Origin of the sequence: Streptomyces niveiscabiei (genome assembly GCF_033794345.1) — a bacterium.
Taxonomy (GTDB): domain Bacteria; phylum Actinomycetota; class Actinomycetes; order Streptomycetales; family Streptomycetaceae; genus Streptomyces; species Streptomyces niveiscabiei.
In genome coordinates, this window is sequence record NZ_JARAYJ010000026.1 from 1 (window position 1) to 22183 (window position 22183).

The window sequence follows — 22183 nt, forward strand, 5'->3', positions numbered from 1 at the left end:
CCCACCCTGCCGACCACGCCCCCACCCACCCCACCCCCACCCAGCCCCGCCGGCGCATGATGACGAGGCCCTTCGGGCCGACGGGGGTCCAGGGGGCGGAGCCCCTTGGCGGGGTCGAAGGGGCGGAGCCCCTGGAGGACGGGAAGGGTAGGGGCGGCGGGGGCGAGAAACCCACCCGAGAAACCCACCCGGGAAACCCACCCACAGCCCTCAACGCAAAGCGCGCCCCACCCCGACCCCAGCCGGAACAGAGCGCGCCCACGCACCACACACCTCACCCGGTGACGATGTTCACCAGCTTCGGCGCCCGAACGATCACCTTCCGCACCGCAGCCCCGTCCAGCGCCTTGACCACGGCCTCATCCCCCAGCGCCACCTTCTCCAGCTCCTCCTCGGAGATCCCCGGCGACACCTCCAGCCGAGCCTTGACCTTCCCCTTGATCTGAACGACGCAGGTGACGGTCTCGTCGACGACGTACGCGGGATCGGCGACCGGCAGAGCCTGATGCACGACGGACGACGTGTGCCCCAGCTTCCGCCACAGCTCCTCGGCGACGTGCGGAGCCAGCGGAGCGACCAGCAGCACCAGCGCCTCGGCGACGGACCGGGAAACCGGCCCCCCCACCTTGGTCAGATGGTTGTTCAGCTCGGTGATCTTGGCGATGGCGGTGTTGAACCGCAGCCCCTCCAGATCACCACGCACCCCGTCGATGGCCTTGTGCAGGGCACGCAGCGTGGCCTCGTCAGGAGCGACGTCGACAACGGTCACCGCACCGCTAGCCTCGTCGACGACATTCCGCCACAGCCGCTGCAACAGCCGGAACTGCCCGACGACGGCCCGGGTGTCCCAGGGCCGGGAGACGTCCAGCGGCCCCATGGCCATCTCGTACAGCCGCAGCGTGTCGGCCCCGTACTCCTCACAGATCTCGTCGGGAGTGACGGCGTTCTTCAGGGACTTGCCCATCTTCCCCAGCAGCCGCGAAACCTTCTCGCCCTGGTAGAAGTACGAACCGTCCCGCTCCTCGACCTCGGCGGCGGGCACCGGGAACCCGCGCTCGTCGCGGTAGACGTACGCCTGGATCATCCCCTGGTTGAACAGCTTGTGGAACGGCTCGGCGGACGAGACGTGCCCCAGGTCGAACAGCACCTTGGACCAGAACCGGGCGTACAGCAGGTGCAGGACGGCGTGCTCGGCGCCCCCGACGTACAGGTCGACGCCCCCGTGGGGCTGACCGGCACGCGGCCCCATCCAGTACTGCTCGATCGAGGGATCGACCAGCTGGGCGGAGTTGTGCGGGTCCAGATACCGCAGCTCGTACCAGCAGGATCCGGCCCAGTTGGGCATGGTGTTGGTCTCACGCCGGTACTTCCGGGGCCCGTCGCCCAGATCCAGCGTGACGTCGACCCAGTCCTGCTTGCGGGACAGCGGCGGCTCGGGCTTGGTGTCCGCGTCGTCGGGGTCGAACGTACGCGGCGAGTAGTCGTCGACCTCGGGCAGCTCCAGCGGCAGCATCGACTCGGGCAGCGCGTGCGCGACACCGTCCTCGTCGTACACGATCGGGAAGGGCTCGCCCCAGTACCGCTGACGGCTGAACAGCCAGTCCCGCAGCCGGAAGTTGACGGTCCCGCGCCCGATCCCCTTGCGCTCCAGCCACTCGGTGACGCGCACCTTGGCCTCGGCGACGGGCAGCCCGTCCAGCGAGATCTCGCCGTTGGCGGAGTTGACGATCTTCGCGTCGTACGACGAGAAGGCGTCCTCCCACGCGGCGGTGTCGGTGCCGCGCCCGTCGGTCGGCTCGACGATGCAGGTGATCGGCAGCTCGAAGGCGCGCGCGAACTCGAAGTCGCGCTGGTCACCGGCGGGTACGGCCATGATGGCGCCGGTGCCGTAGCCCATCAGGACGTAGTCGGCGATGAAGACGGGGACCTGCTCGCCGTTGACGGGGTTGACGGCGTACGCCCCGGTGAAGACGCCGGTCTTCTCCTTGGCCTCGGCCTGCCGCTCGACGTCGGACTTGGCCCCGGCCTGCGCGCGGTAGGCGGCGACGGCGTCGACGGGGGTGGCGTGCCCGCCGGTCCATACCTCGTGCGTGCCCTCGGGCCAGACGGCGGCGGTGATCTTCTCGACCAGGGGGTGTTCGGGGGCCAGGACCATGTAGGTCGCGCCGAACAGGGTGTCGGGCCGGGTGGTGAATACGGTAATCCGATCTTCGGCCTCACCCGCCGAAGCGCCCCCGGCCGAAGCGCCCCCGGCCGAACCGCTCACCGCGAAGTCGACCCGAGCCCCCTCACTGCGCCCGATCCAGTTCCGCTGCTGCAACTTGATGGCCTCGGGCCAGTCCAGCTCGTCCAGATCGTCCAGCAGCCGATCGGCATACGCGGTGATCCGCATGTTCCACTGCCGCAGCTTGGTCTTGAACACGGGGAAGTTCCCGCGCTCGGACCGCCCGTCGGCGGTGACCTCCTCGTTGGCCAGCACGGTCCCCAGCCCGGGGCACCAGTTGACCGGCGCCTCGGAGGCGTACGCCAGCCGGTACTCCCCCAGCAGGTCGGCCCGCTCGGCGGCGCTCAGCGCGCTCCAGGAACCGCCGCCGGGAACCGCCCGCTCACCGCTCTCGAACTGCGCGACCAGCTCGCTGATCGGCCGGGCCCTGCCCGCCTCCTCGTCGTACCAGGACTCGAAGATCTGGACGAAGATCCACTGGGTCCACTTGTAGTACTCGGGGTCGATGGTCGCGAAGGAGCGGCGCTTGTCGTGGCCCAGGCCCAGCCGGCGCAGCTGGGCCTTCATGTTCTCCATGTTGGCCTCGGTGGACACGCGCGGGTGCGTGCCGGTCTGCACGGCGTACTGCTCGGCGGGCAGCCCGAACGCGTCGAAGCCCAGGGTGTGCAGGACGTTGTGCCCGGTCATGCGCTGGAAGCGGGCGTAGACGTCGGTGGCGATGTACCCCAGGGGGTGGCCGACGTGCAGCCCCGCGCCGGAGGGGTAGGGGAACATGTCCATGATGAACTTCTTGGGCCGGGCGACGACCTCGGGGTCACCGGCCAGGTCGCCCGTGGGGTTGGGCGCGGAGTACGTGCCCTCGGCGTCCCAGAAGTCCTGCCAGCGTGCCTCGATGTCGGCGGCCAGCGCGGCCGTGTAGCGGTGCGGCGCAACCGTCTCGGCGGCTGCGGGGTTCGTCTCGCTCATGATCCTCAAAGCTCCATCGATCGTCATCTGCCCAGCGGGGCCCGGAAACGAAAAATCCCCTCGCGCAGGAGGGGAAGCCACGCCGACTCCGACCACACTCACCGGCGGTCGGGACTGGTCAGCGCGGCCCGCTAAGCAGAAGGCGTACGGCACACATGTCGTCAGGGTACCGCAGGGCTTGAGCAAGCTGCGACGAACCTGCGTATAGCTGTACGACACCGCGAGCACGGGAGCAAAAACTGACTACTGTTCAAAAATTACCTGACACAACACCTCCTATAGGGACATCGCCTCGGCCACCCCTCCCTTAGGTAACAGCCCAATAACTCAAACTCGTACCCATCGGTATGGCGCCCACTTAGAGTTCGGCAGCGGGACCGCTTTCCCGGACTGCTCGGAGTTGCCCCCATGAACCCTCGTCGTAGTAACACCTCGCTCCCCCAGCCGGGGCGGTCCGCGTACGGGATCGCGACGGCTGTCGTCCTCGTCCTCATACCCGTGGTGGTGGTCCTCGGAGGCAACTGGCTCCAGGAGTTCCTGAACTTCGGTGCGGGCGTGCTCTCCCTGGTGAGCCTCACCTGCTCGGTGATCTGGGGGCTCGTCGCCCAGGACCGGCTGATCCTCAACACGCGTCAGCGGATCGTGGCGCAGGGCATCCACCGGGTGACCGCCGTCGCCTCGATCGCGTTCCTGCTCGTGCACATCAGCATCAAGCTCGCGCTGGAGCACACGGTCCTGATCGGCGCGCTGATCCCCTTCAGCCTCGGCATCAGCGGCAGCGGCGGCCTGATCGGCCTCGGCTCGCTGGCCGCGCTGCTGATGATCTTCGTCGGCGTGACGGGCGCGCTGCGCAACCAGTTCGCCTCCCCGGCGGCGACCGCCGCGCGCTGGCGGATGATGCACATGATGGCCTACCCGGCGCTGTGCGCGGCCCTGGTCCACGGCCTGTTCGCGGGCCGCGCGGCCAAGCCGTTCTTCGTGGTGAGCTACCAGCTCTGCCTGGTCGGCGTGATCGCCGCGCTCGCCCTGCGCGCCGCCCCCCGCTCCTTCAAGCGCAAGGTCGCCGACCGCCTCGGCGCGATCATCGGCTCCGAGGGCGGCATGCGCGACGACCTGGAGCAGAGCCGCGCGCGGGTCGCCGAGTCCGGCCCCCAGGAGCGCGCCCCGCGCGCCGAGCGCGAACGCCCGGCGGCCCCGAAGACGTCGTCGCTGTTCGGTACGCCCGCCCCGGAGGCGGGCGGTTTCGCCGCCGCCTACCGCAACGCGCCGCCCACCCCGCAGCCGACGTACGGCGCGGGCATGCCGTACGACACGCAGGCCACGGCGGCGATGCCGCGCATGGACGGCCCCGGCAGCACGTCCGGCAGCTGGCCCGTCCCGTCCCCGCCGCCGGTCGGCGAGGCCCCGCCGTCCGCGTACGACCCGATGCAGGACACCGGGTTCAACATCCCGGTGTACGGCACCCCGCAGCCCGGCCAGACCCCCAACCCGAACGACCCGTACAACAACGGGACCCCGCCCGGCTCGGGCGAAGCTTGGAACACGCCTTCCGGAGGCTATAGGTGAACGAGGCCCTGCCCGACGTCCCAGAGGTCCGCGTGGTCGGTCTTCCGCAGCTCACGTCGGGTTTCGACCTTGTCGAACGGCTCGATCTGCCCATGCATCTGAAGGTGCACGGGCCGCTGGAGCCGATCGGCGGCGAGAAGCTCGCGCAACTGGCCGAGCGGATCAGCCTCAAGGGGCGCGGCGGGGCGGGCTTCCCGTTCCACAAGAAGCTGCGCTCGGTCGCGGACGCGGCGATCAAGAAGGGCATCCGGCCCGTCGTCGTCATCAACGGCAGCGAGGACGAACCGGCCTGCCGCAAGGACACGGTGATGATCAACCGTGCCCCGCACCTCATCCTGGACGGCGCGCTGCTGTGCGCCGAGGCGCTCGGTGCCCGCACGCTCGTGGTGGGGGTCACCCGTGAGTCGACGCAGCGCTCGATGGAGGCGGCCCTCGCCGAGCGCGGCCTCAGCGACAGCCGGCGTTCCGCGCTGCGCGCCTTCGTGCAGCGCAACCCGATCCGCATGGTGACGGGCGCCGCCGCGTCCCTGATCCGCTCGATCGACGGCGGCCCCGCGATCCCGCCGGGCCGCAAGACCAGCGCCTCCCAGAACGGCGTCGGCGGCGCCCCGACCCTCCTGTCGAACGCCGAGACCTTCGCCCAGCTCGCCATCGCGGCCCGCATCGGCCCGGAGCGCTACGGCAACACGGGCCTGTACGACGAGCCGGGCACCGTCATGCTGACCGTCTCCGGCGCGGTGGCCCGCCCGATGGTCATCGAGGTCCCGACGGGCGTGCCGCTGCGGTACGTCCTCCAGCTCGCCGGTGCCCCGCCGGTCCCGCAGGGCGTGCTGACGGGCGGCTACCACGGCAAGTGGATCGACGCGGCGACGGTCAACGAGGCCGTCGTCTCCCGCAACTCCCTGGACGCCGTGGGCGGCGCGCTGGGCGCGGGGGCGATCCTGCCGATCAGTCAGGAGACGTGCCCGCTGGGCGAGTCGCTGCGCGTGGCGCAGTGGCTGGCGGAGGAGAGCGCGGGGCAGTGCGGCCCCTGCTACCTGGGGCTGCCGGCCGCCGCGCGCGGTATGGAGGACATCCTCAACGGCGGTGGTCCCGCCGCCCTTGAGGCCCTCAAGCAGGTCGCCCGCAACGTCAAGAGACGCGGCGCCTGTTCGCACCCCGACGGCTCCGCGATGTTCCTCGAATCGACCATCAAGGCGTTCACGGACGACCTCGCGGCGCACGTCCTGGGCAACGGCTGCGGGCGCCCCGTGGAGGGCGTGCTCCCCCTCTTCGAGGACGGCCAGCTCCCGGCCGGCATCCCGGGCGGCGCGCCTGCGGAGGACGCCTCGGGCAGCCGCCAGAAGATCTTCGTCGACTGGACCCTGTGCCGGGGCCACGGCCTGTGCGCGGACATCCTCCCGGAGGTCTTCCAGCTCGGCGCCGACGGCTTCCCCACCGTCGCCCAGGCCAAGGTGCCCCGGTACGCCGAGGCCAAAGCTCTACGCGCGGTGCGCCGCTGCCCCGCCCTCGCCCTGCGCATCGAGGAGGACACCCGGGGCCAGGCTCCCGCCAAGAACCTCCCGGTCCTCTCGAACCGCGAGGGCGGCGGGGGCAGGGGACGGCGGGCGCTGGGCCGCTGACCCGGACACCGAAGGGGCCGTCCACCGAGGGCGGCCCCTTCCGTCCCACCCCCCATGGGCAACGAAAAATCCCGCCGGATCCAGGAAGGATCCGGCGGGATCTGCTGTGGAGCTAAGGAGAATTGAACTCCTGACCTCCTGCATGCCATGCAGGCGCTCTACCAACTGAGCTATAGCCCCGTGCGGTGGTCCGCCGGGTTTCCCTGGCGGCGACGCCAACATTACACGGTCACCGGGGTGCTCCACCAAATCGGTTTACGCGGTGACGAAGGAGTAGAAGCGCTTGAGGGTGCAGTGCTCCTCCAGGAGCCGCCCGTAGATGGGCTCGCCCTCCAGCTCGCGGTACGTCTCGATGGGGTCGCCTTTTATGATCAGCGCCCGCGCGCATTCCTCGCACCAGTACTGGTACTCGGGGTTGACCGGTTCCATGTCGCGGACGATCGGGGTGCCGCTCCCGCACCAGTCGCATTTCCGCCTGTGTGCACCCATCGCTCAGCTCCAGCTGTGGCCGCAGGCCGTGCACACGTAGGAGATCCCGCCGTTGTCGCCGAGGACCTGGGCGACGAACGCGGAACCGCAGGAAGGGCAGGAGAGCCGGGTGGCCGTGTCCCGTGTCGACCCCGCTCCGGAGAGGTGGCCGACCTCTCCGAGGATGCTCGCAGGCATCACTGCTCCCTCCCGTCGGGCCGCGCTCCCATCCGGCCGTTTGATTCTGCCACGGCCGGACCGACACGGTCAGCGACGCCTCAGTACCAGTCCGGACACGGCCCCCGCGACGGCGGTCGCGGCAAGCGCGTACATGCACACGAGAAGCGCTTCCGAAGAGGTATACGCCCGAGGCCCCTCAAGTGACTCAAGGCGGTTCAGGAAGAGTGTGCCGAAGGCCGAGACGCCGACCAGCTGGCCGACCTGGGTGACGGTCGCGAGCAGCCCGCTGGCGTCCGCCGCGTCCTCGGCCCGTACGGCCGCCAGCGCGCGCGTGAGGGTCGGCCCGAAGGCCATCGCGAGCCCGGCCCCCAGGCCCGCGTACGCGACGTACACGGCCGCCCCGCCGTGGCTCCCGTCCCGCAGCGCGAGCCCCACCCCGGTCACCGCCGCCGCGACGAGCGCGAACCCGCCCGGCACCAGCGCCCGCTGGAGCCGGGCCGGCCACCTCCGCCAGGTCAGCCCGACCGCCCCGAACACCACGGCGGTCGGCCCGAACGTCAGCCCCGCGCGCAGCGCGCTGTACCCGAGCCCGGCCTGGAGATGCAGCGTCAGGACAAACAGGAAGGCCCCGTTGACGGCCATCACGGCGGCGATCCGTACGACGGCCAGGGCCGTACCGGGGTGGCGCAGCACCCGGGGCGCGATCAGCGGTACGCCCCCGTGCCGGGCGAGCCTCGACTCGTGGGCGCGGAACAGGGCGAGGACGGCGGCCCCGGCGAGCAGCGACAGCCACGACCACAGCGGCCAGCCGGCCTCCTGCCCGAGCACCAGCGGCACGGTCACGAGCGACACGGCCGCCCCGAGCAGGAGCTGTCCGGGCCAGTCCAGCCGGCGCGCGGACCCGGCACCACCCGCGCGCGGGAGCACGCGCCGCCCCACGACCAGCAGGAACACCCCGACCGGCACGTTCACCAGGAACACCGGCCGCCACCCGGTCCCGAACAGGTCCGCGCTCACCAGCACCCCGCCGACGATCTGCCCGGCCGCCGCGCCGACCGCGAGGACGGCCGAGTACACCCCGAGCGCCCGCACCCGCGCCTCCCCGGTGAACGCCCGCTGGATGAGGCTCAGCACCTGCGGAATCATGACGGCCGACCCGGCGCCCTGCACCAGCCGGAAGCCGATCAGCCCGGCCGCCCCCTGCGCGAGCCCGCACGCGAGCGACGCCCCCGTGAACAACGCGAGCCCGGCGAGATGCACCCGCCCGTGCCCGAACCGGTCCCCCAGCCGCGCACCGGTGATCAGCAGCACCGAGTACGTGATCGCGTACCCGGCCACGACGAGCTGGAGCTGCGCCCCCGAGGCGCCGAGGTCGGAACCGATCGTGGGGGCCGCGACGTTCACGATGAAGACGTCGAGCAGCGCCATGAACAGGGCGGCGAGCACGGCGGCGAGCAGCCGCCCGGAGCCACTGTCAGTGGCGGGGGTTTTACTTGGAGCAAGCGGTGTGGTGGTCATGCCGCCGAGCCTGACCCCGCTCCGGTACGGGTGCCGAGAGCTCACCGATGCTGGTACCGACACCACCAGGCAGCCAACTGGCGGCACGCGAGGGGGAGTTCGAGGATGGGGGACGTGACGGTGGGGACGATGCCGACAACGACGACAACGACACGCGCCGCGCAGCGCCGCCGCCCCGAGCTGGCCGCCTTCCTGCGCACCCGCCGCGCCCGCCTCACCCCGGCCGACGTCGGCATGGCCCCCGGCCTGCGCCGCCGCACCCCCGGCCTGCGCCGCGAGGAGGTCGCCCAGCTCTCCGGCGTCGGCGTCACCTGGTACACGTGGCTGGAACAGGGCCGCCCGATCAACGCCTCCGCGCAGGTCCTGGACGCAATCGCGCGCACCCTGCGCCTCGACCAGCCCGAGCGCGAGCACCTCTACCACCTCGCGGAAGTCCCGTTCACCGCCCACCCGCGGGCCGAGAACCACCGCGTCACCCCGGAGGTCCAGGGCATCCTCGACGCCCTCGCCCCGCGCCCGGCGGTCGTCTACAACGCCCGCTACGACATCCTCGCCACCAACTCCGCCTACCGCGCCCTGTTCTTCCCCGTCGAGGAGGGCGTGCAGAACGCCCTGTGGCGCCTGTTCACCGCGGGCGACGAGGAGTGCCCCCTCGCCTTCCGCGACCAGGAACTCCCGGTCATGGTCGCCACGATGCGCTCCGCCTACGGCCTGCACGCCGGCGAACCGGCCTGGGAGGGGTTCGTCCAGAGCCTGTCCGCGGCCAGCGAGATGTTCGCCCGCCTCTGGAAGTCCGGCGACGTCGTGGAACCCGGCCGCCGTGTGAAGGTCTTCCGCGACTGCGGAGTCGGCGAACTGCGGATGACCTCGATGTCCCTGTCGATCGACGGGATGCCGGAGTGCCGGATCGTCGTCTACACGCCGAGCGACGAGGAATCGGCGGAGCGGACAAGGCGGCTGACGACAAAGAATCCCGCCCCCACCGGGGACGGGATCCTGAGGAGTGGAGCTAAGGAGAATTGAACTCCTGACCTCCTGCATGCCATGCAGGCGCTCTACCAACTGAGCTATAGCCCCTTGTGTTCTTCCCGTTCCGTCTGGCCGGGCGAACAAGAAGAACTTTAGCCTGCGACCTGCCGGAAAGTGAAATCCGGGGTGCGGGCCGCCGGGGACGGTCAGTCGTCGTCGCCGAGGACGGGTTCCGGGAGGGTTCCGGCGTTGTGCTCCAGGAGCCGCCAGCCGCGGGCGCCCTCGCCGAGGACGGACCAGCAGCAGTTGGAGAGCCCGCCGAGGGACTCCCAGCTCCCGGAGTCGAGCCCGAGGAGGCGCCCGATGGTGGTGCGGATCGTGCCGCCGTGGCTGACGACGACGAGCGTGCCGTCGTCGGGCAGCTTCTCGGCGTGCCGCAGGACGACGGGGGCGGCCCGGTCGGCGACCTCGGTCTCCAGCTCGCCACCGCCCCGCCGGACCGCCTCGCCGCGCTTCCACGCGGTGTACTCGGCGCCGTACCGCGTGACGATCTCCTCGTGGGTCAGCCCCTGCCAGACGCCCGCGTACGTCTCGCGCAGCGCCTCGTCGTGGGTGACGTCGAGGCCGGTGAGCGCGGCGAGTTCGGCGGCCGTGTCGGCGGCGCGGGAGAGGTCGGAGGCGACGATGGCGTCCGGCCCGAGGGAGGCCAGCAGGCGGGCGGCGCGGCGCGCCTGGGCGACGCCGGTCCCGGTCAGGGCGACGTCCGTGGTGCCCTGGAAGCGGCGTTCCACGTTCCACGCGGTCTGGCCGTGCCGCCACAGGATGACCCGGCGGCCCCGCCCGGGCCTGCCGTCGGCGACCTCACCCGTGGCGCTCACCACTCACCGCCGGCGCTGTCCTCGGCGGCCTGGAGCTTGGCGTGCTCCTCGCCCTTGCCGCGGGTCGCCTTGGCGTCGGCGGGCAGGTCGAGCTCGGGGCAGTCCTTCCAGAGCCGCTCCAGCGCGTAGAACACCCGCTCCTCGCTGTGCTGGACGTGGACGACGATGTCGACGTAGTCCAGCAGCACCCAGCGCGCCTCGCGGTCGCCCTCGCGGCGTACCGGCTTGGCGCCCAGCTCCTTGCTGAGCCGCTCCTCGATCTCGTCGACGATCGACTTGACCTGGCGGTCGTTGGGGGCCGACGCGAGCAGGAAGGCGTCCGTGATGGAGAGCACATCGCTCACGTCGTAGGCGATGATGTCGTGCGCGAGCTTGTCGGCCGCGGCCTGGGCGGCGGCCGAGATGAGCTGGACAGAGCGGTCGGTGGCGGTCACTGCACGGCTTTCCCTAGACGGTCGGTTACCTGTCAAGGGTCTCACGGCCGGCCGAGCCCGCTCACGCGATAAACATCAGGACGCCGACCGCTTGTAGTCCTTCCCGAGGATCACGGTGACGTCCCCGCCGGAGGCCGCCGTGGATTTCCTGACGGCGCCGTCGGCCAGGCCGAGGGTCTTGGCGACCTCGGTGGCGTTGTTCTTGTCGGCGTCGTCGCTGTAGGTGACGGACGAGGTGGCGGCGGTCGAGGTGGCGGTGCCGCCGTCGAGGACGGTGAAGCCGCCGTTGAGCAGGACGACGCGGGCGTCCTCGGAGTCGGCCCGCTTCCCGGTGGCGTTCTGCACGGAGACGCGGACGGCGGCGCCGGGGTCGGGGCTCTTGGCCGTACCGCCGAGGACGTCCTTGACGACCTCGCCGCTCGCCTCGGCGCTGAGGGTGCCGTCCTTCTGGACGGGCAGGGTGTCGGTCCTGTAGTCGCCGCCCTTGGCGAGGGTGGCGAGGTTCGCGAGGAAGGCGCCGAGGTCCTTGTCCGTGAGGGACGGGTCGAGGATCTGCGCGAGGGTCTGGACGGTGACGGTCGCGGCCTGCGCGTCGGAGGAGACCTTGCGCAGCACCCCCTGCATGACCTGCCCGAACCGCGCGAGCTGGGCGTCCTGCGTCTCCTCCTCGCCCCGGTACGTGGCGTACGCGACGGCCATCTTGCCGCTGAGCGACTGCTTCTCGCCCTTGTTGACCAGCGCCTCGGCGCCCTTCTTGGCGGCCGGGTCGGGGACGGTCGTGTCGGTGTCGACCTCGATGCCGCCGACCAGGTCGACGAGGTTCTGGAGGTAGGGGGTGTCCAGGCGCCAGGTCCCCTCGATGCTCGTGCCGAGGACGGTGTCCAGCGCGTCCCGGGTGCCCGCCGAGCCGTCGTCGTCCACGGACTTCGCGAGCGTCGTGCTGTTCCCGTCGTCCGTGGTGACCACGAGGGAGTTCGGCAGGAGGACCGTCGTCCCCCGCTTCGCGGTCGTGTTGTCGACGAGCAGCAGCGAGGAGGTGCCGCCCTTCGCGGTGTCGTGGAGGTGGACGACGACGACGTCCCGCTTCTGCGCGGCGCCGCCGGTCGCTGTGGTGGCCTTGCCGTCCGAGGAGGACAGGCCGGGGAGCTTGCCCGCGTAGGCGAGATAGCCGAGCCCGCCGACGGCGGCCAGCGCGAGGACGACGACGAGCGCGACGAGCCGGCTCTTCGCGCGCCGCTTGGCCTCCTCGCGGCGCTCCGTGCGGTTCTCCGTGAAGTTCAGCCAGTCGATGACGTCCTCGGAGTCGGCACTCGGCTCCTCGACGAACGCGAACTGCTCGGTCTTGTACTCCCGTTGCTCCGCGGCGGGGGCGTCCTCGGCGGGGGCCTGCGGGGCCTCCTCCGGGGCGGGGGTGGACTGCTGGGGCGGGATGTAGGCGGTCGCGGTGGCCTGCTCGGCGCTCGGCCCGCTGTCCGCCGCGGTCTGCTCGTAGGGGGCGTAGGGGGTGGGGTACGAGGGTGCGGGCGCCGGCTGCTGCGCCGTCCCGTACGCGTCGTACCCGTAGCCCTGCTGGGGGTACTGCTGCTGGGGGTAGCCCTCGTAGACCTGCTGCCGGCCCGCGTCGTACCCGTAGCCCTGCTGGCCGGCGTACGGGTCGTAGGGCTGCTGCTGGGGGACCTGTTGCTGGGGGCGGCCGTAGACCGGGCGGCCGTAGTCGTCGTAGCCGACCACGACGTACGGGGTCTCCTCGTCGTCCGACTGGTCCGCGTCGTAGCGGTTGTTCACCGGTGCCCCTCTCGGCCTGCTCGCCTCACTCGCCGCGGTACAGCTCGCGCTTGTCGATGTAGCGCACGACGCCGTCCGGCACCAGATACCAGACGGGGTCCCCCTTCGCGACGCGTGCGCGGCAGTCGGTGGAGGAGATGGCGAGCGCGGGGACCTCGACGAGGGAGACGATGCCGTCGGGCAGGCCGGGGTCGGCGAGGTTGTGGCCCGGACGGGTGACGCCGATGAAGTGCGCGAGGGCGAACAGCTCGTCCGTGTCGCGCCAGGTGACGATCTGCGCGAGCGCGTCGGCGCCGGTGATGAAGAAGAGGTCCGTGTCCGGGTTGAGGGCGCGCAGGTCGCGCAGGGTGTCCACGGTGTAGGTGGGGCCGCCGCGGTCCATGTCGATGCGGCTCACCGAGAACTGGGGGTTCTCGGCGGTCGCGATGACCGTCATCAGGTAGCGGTCCTCCGCCGGGGAGACCGCGCGGTGGCTCTTCTGCCAGGGCTGGCCGGTCGGGACGAACACGACCTCGTCCAGGTGGAACGCCGCGGCGACCTCACTGGCCGCCACGAGGTGTCCGTGGTGGATCGGATCGAACGTCCCGCCCATGACGCCGAGGCGGCGTTTGCCCGGGGTCGACGGGCCGGTAGGCATGTCCTGCTCTCCCATGCGGCAGACCCTACCGGCACCGGGTGAAGGTCCTGTCAGGTGTCTCAGCGGTCGCGGTTGAAGCGGGTGGTGATCCACAGCAGGAGCATCAGGATCAGGAAGGCCGCACCACCGGTGACCAGCGGGTCCAGGCTCTCGTGGTTGCCACCGTGCTCCTCGCCCTCGGCGGCGAGGGTGACCAACTGAACTGCGGTGCTGTGGAAGCTCATCTTCGTCAGGACCTATCCGGTGAGGGCTACATAAAGACGTCGGCCCATCGTACGGGGAGGCCCCGCCGGCGATCACGCCGACTCCGCCATCCAGCAGGCCGGGCGGGGAACTTTCCCGGGGCGTCAGTCGTCCTTCTTGTAGCCGCGCAGCAGGAACCACCCCGTCAGCACACAGCCCACGACCATCACGACCAGGACGATCCGGAGCAGGTTCCCCGGTCCCTGCTGGTCTGCGGCGGCGAGCCAGACGGCGGGGTTGTGCTCCATGGTGCGGGACTCCTTAGGTGTAGTGCCCGTCCACCGTAACTCCGCCTAGGCTGGCAGCGTCCTCGGGGGCACAAAGGACCGCACAAGGGTCAGCAAAGGGGCCGTAAGAAGCCCCGCCGAAGAAGCTCACTCATATCTCGCACATGGGGGATGACATGTCCGACGACGGCCCAGAGCAGAACAACGACGAGCAGAGCGGCCACGAGAACGTGCCCAGCAGGCAGCGCAGGCGATTCCCGGAGATCTCCTCGCGTGCCTACGAACACCCCGCCGACCGTTCCGCCCTGGTCGCCCTGCGCAAGCTGAGCGGCTTCGACACGGTGTTCAAGGCGCTCAGCGGGCTCCTCCCGGAGCGCAGTCTGCGCCTCCTCTTCCTCTCCGACTCGGTCCGCGTCTCCGAGCAGCAGTTCGCGCACCTCAACGACATGCTGCGGGACGCCTGCTACATCCTGGACCTGGAGAAGGTCCCGGCGATGTACGTCAACCAGGACCCGCAGCCCAACGCCATGTGCATCGGTCTCGACGAGCCGATCATCGTCGTCACCACGGGCCTCGTCGAACTCCTCGACGAGGAGGAGATGCGGGCCGTCATCGGCCACGAGGTGGGCCACGCCCTCTCCGGGCACTCCGTGTACCGCACGATCCTCCTCTTCCTCACGAGCCTCGCGCTCCGCGTCGCCTGGATCCCCCTGGGCAACCTCGCGATCATGGCGATCGTGACGGCGCTGCGCGAGTGGTTCCGCAAGTCCGAACTCTCCGCCGACCGCGCGGGACTACTCGTCGGCCAGGACCTCAAGGCCTCCATGCGCGGCCTGATGAAGATCGCGGGCGGCAACCACCTGCACGAGATGAACGTCGACGCGTTCCTGAAGCAGGCCGAGGAGTACGAGGAGGGCGGCGACCTCCGCGACTCCGTCCTCAAGATCCTCAACGTCCTCCCCCGCTCCCACCCCTTCACGACCGTCCGCGCCGCCGAGCTGAAGAAGTGGGCCGAGTCCCGCGACTACCAGCGCATCATGGACGGCCACTACCCGCGCCGCACCGAGGACAAGGACACCTCGGTCACCGACTCCTTCCGCGAGTCCGCGGCCAGCTACGCCTCCAACGTCAAGAACTCCAAGGACCCGCTGATGAAGCTGGTCACCGACATCGCCGGCGGCGCGGGCGACCTCGGCGGCCGGGTCCGCCGGGGCTTCGGGGGCGGAGGCCGCACCTCGACCCCGACGAAGGACCGCCCGCAGACGGACGCGGAGGGGGACGAGCAGTAGCAACCCCGGCCATCCTCTCCGTACCGACCGCCCGGGCCCGGTACGGAGAGGGGGCTTACGGAAGGTGCCGGTAGACGTCCCGTCGGTTGCCGACCGCCAGGACCCACACGATCATCTGACCGTCCTCGACGGTGTAGACGATGCGGTAGTCACCGACCCTGAGCCGCCACCGGGCGCTGTGCCCTTGGAGCGCCCTGACGTCGAACGCGGTGGTGTCCCCGGCGTCCATCGCCTTCTGGAGTTCGGTGAGGCGGTGCAGGACACGGAGGGCGTCCTGGCGCGGGATCTTGAGCATGTCCCGCTGGGCGTGCGGCGTGAACCGCGTGAGGTACCCCACGGCGTCATCCTTGATGGGCACGGAGCAAGGCGGCCATCTCTTCGAGCGAGACCGACCCCTGCACCCCCTCGGACTCGGCCTCGTCGGCCAGCCGGTTCAGCCACGCCTCCTCGGCGCTCTCCGCGACCTCACGCAGGCGCCGATACTCCTCGATGTCGATCACGACGGCTTCCTGCTTGCCGCGTCGGGTGATGATCGTCGGGGTCCCCTCCCGGCGAGCACGGTCGATCACGTCAGCGAGGTGACTACGGACCTCGGCCATGGACTCAATCACCGGATCACTCATGCCATCAATGTACTAGATGTACATGAACGGCGGCCCTCTCACACCTTCGGCAGCGCCCCGCCCGCCAGCGTCCCGCACAGTGCCGCGGTCGTCCCCGTCCCGTACGGGTCTGTTCCTGCGGGGCCGGCGGTTCCTGCTGTCTGGCCCGCCAGCAGGGGCCGTAGGTAGCCGACCGCGTCCGAGGAGCAGGCCAGGGGGCCCGCCTGGGTCGAGGAGACGAGGAGTTGGGTCTGGCGCAGGCGCAGGTCGTCGTGGTCGAAGCGGAAGTGGAGTTCGCGGCGGACGGTGAACAGGGAGGCCTGGGCGGAGGGGGTGGAGGCGGGGCGGAGGGCGTAGACGTAGGTGTGGTCGGCGGTGACCTCCAGGGTCTCGGAGTCCGTCTCGGCGATGCCGAGGGTGCCGCGGACGCGGATGCCGGGGTCGGCCAGCTTGACCTGGTGGGGGTCGAAGCGGACGAGCCAGCCGGTGGGGGCGTGGCGGCCGTCGGCGGAGGGGTGGGTGAAGCTGGCGTCGAACTGGTCGAGCTGGGCGGAGTCGAGCAGCACCCGGGCCGCCCGGATCTGCTGGCCGAGAATCACCTCCGGGTAGAGGGCCGAGCGGACGATGTACTCCTTGGCCGTGGTGAGCGCGGTGACGACCTGGCTGTCGGAGAAGTGGGCGGTGCGCCGCGCGGCGGGCAGGGTGACCCCGTCGGCGCCGGTCCTGAACTCGGCGGCGGGGCTGTGCTCGAAGAGGTACCCGGCGTCGGCGGCGCCGGGTACGGGGGACTGCGGGGCGAGCGGCACGACGGTCATCCGCAGGGGCTCGACCGCCCGCCGGGCGCCCGGCGACTGGTAGGGGCTGCGGACCCCCATGTAGATCGCCGTGCCGAACGCGATCGTGATCAGCAGGGCGAGGAAGAGGACCTGCCGGGTCAGCCCCCGGCGTAAGGGCGGGGGCCTGCGCCGTACGGCGGGCGCGTGGTCGCCGATGCGCTCCTGCGCGGAGTACTCCTGGAGCCGGGCAGCGCGGACGAACGACTCGTCGAAGACGACGGATCGGTACTCGTCCTCTCCACCGGCAGGAGTGCCCTCGGGTGTCCCCTCCGGTGGGTCTCCAGGCCCGCCCATACCTTCAGAGTAGGTCTCAGGGGCCTCGGGTAAACGCCCTGTCGCAGGACAACTTCTGACAGGTTCTCAGCAACCGCTCACGGCGCCTGCGGGACCACCGAGACGGGCGGCGGGCCGGACGGCGTCGCGTCCGCGCCGGTCGACGTGGGCGGTGCCTGCCGGCTGCCGCCGCTGCCCGCGGAGGCGCCCCGGTAGACGGCGGTGAAGGCGAGCGCGACCATGCCGACGCCCATGACGAGGGCGAGGAGCCAGGCGACGGGGCGGTGCCAGCGGACCTGTTTGCCGTACGCCCCGTAGAAGCCGTACGAGGCGGGGGCGCCGTAGCGGGCGTCGAGGACCTCGGGGTCGTCGAGGTCGTCGAGGTCGTCCACGGGGGCGTGGCGGTCGCTGCGGGCGCGGCCTCCGCGGGCTTCCGCCTCGGCCTCGGCTCTCGCCTCGGCGGCGGCCAGGAGGCGTTCGACGGCGGACGGCTCGTGGTGCTGGGCCGCCCGCACGAATGCCTCGTCGAAGACCACGGAGGCGAACTCTTCGTCCGACACTCCGCGGTCGTGGTCGTCGTCGGGCTGTCCGCCGTCAGGAAACGGCGTGCCCCCCACGTCCTCCGGCATCGTCCCAGAGTAGACCTGAGGGGTCCGTTTGGGCAGACGGTATGGATATTCGCTCACCCGATGAGACGCCTCTCACGCAAGGGAGTTCACTTCCGGATGTGGCCGTCCCCGGTGACGATGTACTTCGTGCTGGTCAGCTCCGGCAGCCCCATCGGGCCCCGGGCGTGCAGCTTCTGCGTCGAGATGCCGATCTCCGCGCCGAACCCGAACTGTCCGCCGTCCGTGAACCGGGTGGACGCGTTCACGGCGACGGTCGTCGAGTCGACCAGCTGGGTGAAGCGGCGCGCGGCCTGCTGGGAGGTGGTGACGATCGCCTCCGTGTGGCCCGAGGTCCACAGCCGGATGTGCTCGACGGCCTTGTCCAGCGAGTCGACGACGGCCGCGGCGATGTCGTACGACAGGTACTCGGTCTCCCAGTCCTCCGCGGTGGCCTCCACGACCGTCGCGGACGAGTCCTTCGCGTACGCCATGACCCGCTCGTCCGCGTGGACGGTCACCCCGGCCTCCGCGAGGGCGTCGAGGGCGCGGGGCAGGAACTCGGGCGCGATGTCCTGGTGGACGAGGAGGGTCTCGGCGGCGTTGCAGACGCTGACGCGCTGCGCCTTGGAGTTGATGAGGATGTCGATCGCCATGTCGAGGTCGGCCTGCGCGTCGACGTACACGTGGCAGTTCCCGGTCCCCGTCTCGATGACCGGGACCGTCGACTCGGACACCACGGTCTGGATCAGGGCGGCGCCGCCGCGCGGGACGAGGACGTCCACGAGCCCGCGCGCCCGCATCAACTCCCGTACGGATTCCCGGCTTTCGCCGGGCACGAGCTGTACGGCGTCGGCGGGCAGCCCGGCGCCGCCGACCGCGTCGCGCAGGACGCGGACGAGGGCGGAGTTGGAGGAGTAGGCGGAGCCGGAGCCGCGCAGCAGGACGGCGTTGCCGGACTTGAGGCACAGGGCGGCGGCGTCGACGGTCACGTTGGGCCGGGCCTCGTAGATGATCCCGACGACGCCGAGCGGCACGCGCACCTGGCGCAGGTCGATGCCGTTGGGCAGGGTGGAGCCGCGCACGACCTCGCCCACGGGGTCGGGCAGCGCGACGACGTCCCGGACGTCGGAGGCGATGGCCCGGATCCGCTCGGGCGTGAGCGTCAGCCGGTCGATGATCGCCTCGCTGGTCCCGGCCTCGCGCGCCCGCGTCACGTCCTCCGCGTTCGCCTCGACGATCTCCCCCGTCCGCACCTCCAGCGCGTCCGCGATGGCGAGCAGCGCGTCGTCCTTCACGGCCCTCGGCAGCGGCGCGAGATCTGCGGCGGCGGCCTTGGCCCGGTAGGCGGCCTCGATGACCGGGGACATGGCGTCGTACGGAGAGAGGGTGGTCATGGGGAAAGCGTAGTGCGCGGCGTGAGGGCGTCCATCTCGTGGTCCACACCGCGAGACGGGTCAGAACGGGTGCACGCCCACCGGGGTCGCCGGGAGGGGGCCGTAGCCCTCCGCGACCCGCTGGTGGTACGTCTCGCGGTCGATGACCTCCAGGCCGACGATCTCCCAGGGGGGCAGGGCGGCCGTCTGGCGGTGTTCGCCCCAGAGGCGCAGGGCGACGGCCGCCGCGTCGTGGAGGTCGCGGGCCTCCTCCCAGTAGCGGATCTCCGCGTGGTCGGGGGCGTAGCGGCTGGTCAGGAGGAAGGGGTGGTCGTGGGCGAGTTGTTCGAGCCCCCGGCGGAGGTCCTGCACCGGGACCGCCGCGCCGGAGACGCTGAGGGTGACGTGCCAGAGGCGGGGGAGGTCCTTCGGTTCCTGGTACGTCTCACCCGCCGCGACGCTGGTCAGTCCCCCGCGGGCCGTCGGCCCGGGGCGCGTTCGACTCACGACGGCCTCCTTGACAGCTTGTACCTGGAACACAGTTGAGCAGGCCGCCGCCGTCCGCGGGGCACTTTCACGGAACGTCCCCCGGCGGTACGGAGACCGTTCGAATGCGGGGCGGGACGCTCACACGCCGGGGAGAGCGCCGTACGGTCAGGATTCCGCCAGTACCACCAGGTCGTCCCGGTGCACGACCTCCCGCTCGTACGCCGCCCCCAGCTCCCGCGCCAGCTCCCGCGTCGACCTGCCGAGCAGCTGCGGGATCTCCTTCGCGTCGAAGTTGACCAGCCCCCGCGCCACGGCCCGCCCGCTCGCGTCCCGCAGCTCGACCGGGTCACCGGCGCTGAAGTCGCCCTCCACGGCCGCGATGCCCGCCGGGAGCAGCGACGTGCGGCGCTCCACGACGGCCGTGACCGCGCCGTCGTCCAGGGTCAGCGAGCCCTGCGGGGTCGAGGCGTGCTGGAGCCACAGGAGGCGGTCGGCGGAGCGCTTGCCCGCGGGGTGGAAGTACGTCCCCGTGTCGCCCCCGGTGAGCGCCTCGGCGGCGAAGACCGCGCTGGTCAGGACGACCGGGATGCCGGCCGCGGCGGCGATGCGGGCCGCCTCGACCTTCGTGACCATGCCGCCCGTGCCGACGCCCGCCTTGCCCGCGCTGCCGATCTCGACGTGCGCGAGGTCCGCCGGTCCGTGGACCTCCGCGATCCTCGACGTGCCGGGCCTGCCGGGGTCGCCGTCGTACACGCCGTCGACGTCCGAGAGGAGGACGAGGAGGTCGGCGTGGACGAGGTGGGCGACGAGGGCGGCGAGCCGGTCGTTGTCGCCGAAGCGGATCTCGTCCGTGGCGACCGTGTCGTTCTCGTTGACGACCGGGAACGCGCCCATCGCGAGGAGCTTGTCCAGGGTGCGGGAGGCGTTGCGGTGGTGGGCGCGGCGGCTCATGTCGTCGCTGGTGAGGAGGACCTGGCCGACGCGGACGCCGTAGCGGGCGAAGGAGGCGGTGTAGCGGGCGACGAGGAGGCCCTGGCCGACGCTCGCCGCCGCCTGCTGGCGGGCCAGGTCCTTGGGGCGGCGGCGCAGTCCCAGCGGGGCGAGGCCCGCCGCGATCGCGCCGGACGAGACCAGGACGATCTCCTTCTCGCCGCCGCTGCGGGTCTTGGCCAGGACGTCGACGAGGGCGTCGACCCGGTCGGCGTCGAGGCCGCCGGAGGCGGTGGTGAGGGAGGAAGAACCGACTTTGACGACGATTCGCCGTGCGTCTGCTACCCGCTGCCTTGCCGCTGTCACCTGCGTGTCCTCACTGCGTCTGGGATTCGCAATGTACGTGAGGAGCCCGGGGCGGTGCGCGCCCGTTTCAGAGTGCGGAAGCCAGCGAACGCCTGTACGCCACGCAGTCCTCGTACTTCGGCAGGATGCCCGCCTCCAGCGCCTCCGCCAGCGTCGGTGCCTGTGCGTCCTTCTCCGACAGTTCCGGCTCGCCGGAGACCGGCCACTCGATGCCGATCTCCGCGTCCAGCGGGTGCAGCCCCCGTTCCCGCTGGGGCGCGTACCCCTCGGAGCACAGGTAGGTCACCGTCGCGCCGTCGGTGAGCGCGCAGAAGCCGTGGCCGAGGCCCTCGGAGAGGTACACGGCGTTGCGGGTCTCGTCGTCGAGGCGGACGGCCTCCCACGTGCCGAAGGTCGGGGAGCCGACGCGGATGTCGACGATGACGTCGAGGACGGCGCCCTTGACGCAGGTGACGTACTTGGCCTGGCTGGGCGGCACGTCCGCGAAGTGGATGCCGCGCACGACTCCGGCCGCCGAGACGGAGAGGTTGGCCTGCCGCAGGTCGAGGGCGTGGCCGACGGCCTCCTCCAGCCGTTCGGCCTTGTACAGCTCCATGAACATGCCGCGGGAGTCACCGAACTGCCGCGGCACGAACTCCCAGGCACCCTCGATGGAAAGGGGGCTGACCTTCATGAGACAGGGTCCTTCTCTCAGGCTCTCAGGCTTCGTACGTGAGCAGGTCGAGCAGGTAGTCGCCGTACCCGCTCTTGGTCAGCGGCTCGGCCAGCGCCCGCAGCTGGGCGTCGTCGATGAACCCGGCGCGCCAGGCGGCCTCTTCGAGGCAGCCGATCTTCATGCCCTGGCGTTCCTCGACGACGCGGACGAACTCGGAGGCCTGGACGAGGGACTGGAAGGTGCCGGTGTCGAGCCAGACGGTGCCCCGGTCGAGGACGGAGACGTGCAGTTCGCCCCGGTCGAGGTAGTACTTGTTGACGTCGGTGATCTCCAGCTCGCCGCGCGCGCTGGGGGTGAGGTTCTTGGCGATCTCGACGACGCGGCTGTCGTAGAAGTACAGCCCGGGGACGGCGTACCGGGACTTCGGCTGCGCGGGCTTCTCCTCGATGGAGCGGGCGCGGCCGTCCTCGTCGAAGTCGACGACGCCGTAGGCGGTCGGGTCGGAGACGGCGTGCGCGAAGACGACGCCGCCCTCGGGCTCGGCGTAGCGCGCGAGCTGCCGGCCGAGGCCGACGCCGTGGAAGATGTTGTCGCCGAGGATGAGGGCGACGGGCTCGTCCCCGATGAAGTCCTCGGCGATGAGGAACGCCTCGGCGATGCCGTTGGGCTTCTCCTGCGTGGCGAACTCGATGTTGAGGCCCCAGTCGGAGCCGTCGCCGAGGAGCCGCTCGAACTGGGGTCGTTCGTCGGGTCCGGTGATGATCAGGATGTCCCTGAGGCCGGCCATCACGAGGGTGGTCAGCGGGTAGTAGATCATCGGCTTGTCGAAGACCGGCATGAGCTGTTTCGACACCGCACGGGTGATCGGCCACAGTCGGGAACCGGTACCACCGGCGAGCAGGATTCCACGCATGGACAAGCACCCTACGGCAGGTGGGGACCCCCGATTGTCCCGGTGCCGACCTCATCGGGCACAGTTCGCACAACAAACAGAGCGACAACAGGCACGGAACAGTACCCATGCCGACGGCCTAGAATGCGGGTT

General features: G+C 71.1%; 23 protein-coding genes and 2 tRNA genes. 4 read left to right on the forward strand and 21 right to left on the reverse strand.

Annotated features, from left to right (window positions below; genetic code table 11):
• Nucleotides 1–274: 274 nt before the first annotated feature.
• Nucleotides 275–3190: a leucine--tRNA ligase gene (leuS, locus tag PV682_RS29560; protein ID WP_319734851.1), complete on the reverse strand. Its 2916-nt coding sequence runs from the start codon at nucleotides 3188–3190 to the stop codon at nucleotides 275–277.
• A gap of 408 nt (nucleotides 3191–3598) precedes the next feature.
• Between leuS and PV682_RS29565 the strand changes: the two genes are divergently transcribed.
• On the forward strand, nucleotides 3599–4756 hold the full coding sequence (locus tag PV682_RS29565; protein ID WP_319734852.1) for a cytochrome b/b6 domain-containing protein: 1158 nt from the start codon (nucleotides 3599–3601) through the stop codon (nucleotides 4754–4756).
• Nucleotides 4753–6378 carry an NADH-ubiquinone oxidoreductase-F iron-sulfur binding region domain-containing protein gene (locus PV682_RS29570; RefSeq protein ID WP_319734853.1) on the forward strand — a complete coding sequence of 542 codons (1626 nt, stop codon included), beginning with the start codon at nucleotides 4753–4755 and terminating at the stop codon, nucleotides 6376–6378. Before PV682_RS29565 ends, PV682_RS29570 begins: the two co-directional genes overlap by 4 nt.
• A 107-nt stretch (nucleotides 6379–6485) precedes the next feature.
• On the opposite strand, the gene PV682_RS29575 is transcribed toward PV682_RS29570, so the two are convergent.
• The 4 genes from PV682_RS29575 to PV682_RS29590 all read right to left on the reverse strand — a co-directional run bounded on the left by PV682_RS29575 (nucleotide 6486) and on the right by PV682_RS29590 (nucleotide 8544).
• Nucleotides 6486–6558: transfer RNA gene (locus tag PV682_RS29575), tRNA-Ala, on the reverse strand.
• Nucleotides 6559–6633: 75 nt separating this feature from the next.
• A complete protein-coding gene (locus PV682_RS29580; RefSeq protein WP_053750770.1) occupies nucleotides 6634–6867 on the reverse strand; it encodes a hypothetical protein in 234 nt (77 codons plus the stop codon).
• Nucleotides 6868–6870: 3 nt separating this feature from the next.
• Nucleotides 6871–7044, reverse strand: a complete 174-nt coding sequence (locus PV682_RS29585; RefSeq protein ID WP_107103936.1) for a hypothetical protein — start codon at nucleotides 7042–7044, stop codon at nucleotides 6871–6873.
• A gap of 69 nt (nucleotides 7045–7113) precedes the next feature.
• Nucleotides 7114–8544 carry an MFS transporter gene (locus PV682_RS29590; protein WP_319734854.1) on the reverse strand — a complete coding sequence of 477 codons (1431 nt, stop codon included), beginning with the start codon at nucleotides 8542–8544 and terminating at the stop codon, nucleotides 7114–7116.
• Nucleotides 8545–8649: 105 nt separating this feature from the next.
• Here PV682_RS29590 and PV682_RS29595 point away from each other — a divergent pair, with 105 nt between their 5' ends.
• Nucleotides 8650–9567, forward strand: a complete 918-nt coding sequence (locus PV682_RS29595) for a helix-turn-helix transcriptional regulator (protein ID WP_319734855.1) — start codon at nucleotides 8650–8652, stop codon at nucleotides 9565–9567.
• Here the strand turns inward: PV682_RS29595 and PV682_RS29600 are convergent.
• From PV682_RS29600 to PV682_RS29630, 7 genes are all read right to left on the reverse strand, one after another.
• A tRNA-Ala gene (locus PV682_RS29600) sits at nucleotides 9549–9621 on the reverse strand. The two genes, PV682_RS29595 and PV682_RS29600, sit on opposite strands and share 19 nt — an antisense overlap.
• Nucleotides 9622–9719: 98 nt before the next feature.
• Nucleotides 9720–10391 carry a histidine phosphatase family protein gene (locus tag PV682_RS29605; protein ID WP_319734856.1) on the reverse strand — a complete coding sequence of 224 codons (672 nt, stop codon included), beginning with the start codon at nucleotides 10389–10391 and terminating at the stop codon, nucleotides 9720–9722.
• On the reverse strand, nucleotides 10388–10825 hold the full coding sequence (gene rsfS, locus PV682_RS29610) for a ribosome silencing factor (protein ID WP_109362240.1): 438 nt from the start codon (nucleotides 10823–10825) through the stop codon (nucleotides 10388–10390). Before rsfS ends, PV682_RS29605 begins: the two co-directional genes overlap by 4 nt.
• A gap of 75 nt (nucleotides 10826–10900) precedes the next feature.
• Entirely contained in the window at nucleotides 10901–12610 is a 1710-nt protein-coding gene (locus PV682_RS29615) for an LCP family protein (protein ID WP_319734857.1), read from the reverse strand.
• Nucleotides 12611–12635: 25 nt separating this feature from the next.
• Nucleotides 12636–13262: a nicotinate-nucleotide adenylyltransferase gene (gene nadD, locus PV682_RS29620; protein ID WP_055722179.1), complete on the reverse strand. Its 627-nt coding sequence runs from the start codon at nucleotides 13260–13262 to the stop codon at nucleotides 12636–12638.
• 44 nt (nucleotides 13263–13306) lie between these two features.
• Nucleotides 13307–13471, reverse strand: a complete 165-nt coding sequence (locus tag PV682_RS29625) for a hypothetical protein (RefSeq protein WP_319734858.1) — start codon at nucleotides 13469–13471, stop codon at nucleotides 13307–13309.
• A gap of 123 nt (nucleotides 13472–13594) precedes the next feature.
• Nucleotides 13595–13738 carry a hypothetical protein gene (locus tag PV682_RS29630; protein WP_165854481.1) on the reverse strand — a complete coding sequence of 48 codons (144 nt, stop codon included), beginning with the start codon at nucleotides 13736–13738 and terminating at the stop codon, nucleotides 13595–13597.
• A gap of 155 nt (nucleotides 13739–13893) precedes the next feature.
• On the opposite strand from PV682_RS29630, the gene PV682_RS29635 reads away from it, so the two are divergent.
• Entirely contained in the window at nucleotides 13894–15006 is a 1113-nt protein-coding gene (locus tag PV682_RS29635; RefSeq protein WP_319734859.1) for a M48 family metallopeptidase, read from the forward strand.
• Between the two features lie 55 nt (nucleotides 15007–15061).
• Here PV682_RS29635 and PV682_RS29640 read toward each other — a convergent pair whose 3' ends face one another.
• From PV682_RS29640 to rfbA, 9 genes are all read right to left on the reverse strand, one after another.
• A complete protein-coding gene (locus PV682_RS29640; protein WP_319734860.1) occupies nucleotides 15062–15343 on the reverse strand; it encodes a type II toxin-antitoxin system RelE family toxin in 282 nt (93 codons plus the stop codon).
• A gap of 4 nt (nucleotides 15344–15347) precedes the next feature.
• Complete coding sequence (locus tag PV682_RS29645; RefSeq protein ID WP_319734861.1) at nucleotides 15348–15629, reverse strand: type II toxin-antitoxin system Phd/YefM family antitoxin; 282 nt, start codon at nucleotides 15627–15629, stop codon at nucleotides 15348–15350.
• A gap of 38 nt (nucleotides 15630–15667) precedes the next feature.
• On the reverse strand, nucleotides 15668–16738 hold the full coding sequence (locus tag PV682_RS29650) for an SCO2583 family membrane protein (RefSeq protein ID WP_319734862.1): 1071 nt from the start codon (nucleotides 16736–16738) through the stop codon (nucleotides 15668–15670).
• 77 nt (nucleotides 16739–16815) lie between these two features.
• Nucleotides 16816–17346 carry an SCO2584 family spore wall biosynthesis protein gene (locus PV682_RS29655; RefSeq protein ID WP_319734863.1) on the reverse strand — a complete coding sequence of 177 codons (531 nt, stop codon included), beginning with the start codon at nucleotides 17344–17346 and terminating at the stop codon, nucleotides 16816–16818.
• 86 nt (nucleotides 17347–17432) lie between these two features.
• Nucleotides 17433–18719, reverse strand: a complete 1287-nt coding sequence (locus PV682_RS29660) for a glutamate-5-semialdehyde dehydrogenase (RefSeq protein ID WP_319734864.1) — start codon at nucleotides 18717–18719, stop codon at nucleotides 17433–17435.
• A gap of 60 nt (nucleotides 18720–18779) precedes the next feature.
• A complete protein-coding gene (locus PV682_RS29665; protein ID WP_319734865.1) occupies nucleotides 18780–19205 on the reverse strand; it encodes a hypothetical protein in 426 nt (141 codons plus the stop codon).
• Between the two features lie 147 nt (nucleotides 19206–19352).
• Complete coding sequence (gene proB / locus PV682_RS29670; protein ID WP_319734866.1) at nucleotides 19353–20483, reverse strand: glutamate 5-kinase; 1131 nt, start codon at nucleotides 20481–20483, stop codon at nucleotides 19353–19355.
• Nucleotides 20484–20550: 67 nt separating this feature from the next.
• Nucleotides 20551–21156 carry a dTDP-4-dehydrorhamnose 3,5-epimerase gene (gene rfbC, locus PV682_RS29675; protein ID WP_319734867.1) on the reverse strand — a complete coding sequence of 202 codons (606 nt, stop codon included), beginning with the start codon at nucleotides 21154–21156 and terminating at the stop codon, nucleotides 20551–20553.
• Nucleotides 21157–21181: 25 nt separating this feature from the next.
• Entirely contained in the window at nucleotides 21182–22051 is an 870-nt protein-coding gene (gene rfbA / locus PV682_RS29680; RefSeq protein ID WP_319734868.1) for a glucose-1-phosphate thymidylyltransferase RfbA, read from the reverse strand.
• Nucleotides 22052–22183 lie beyond the last annotated feature (132 nt).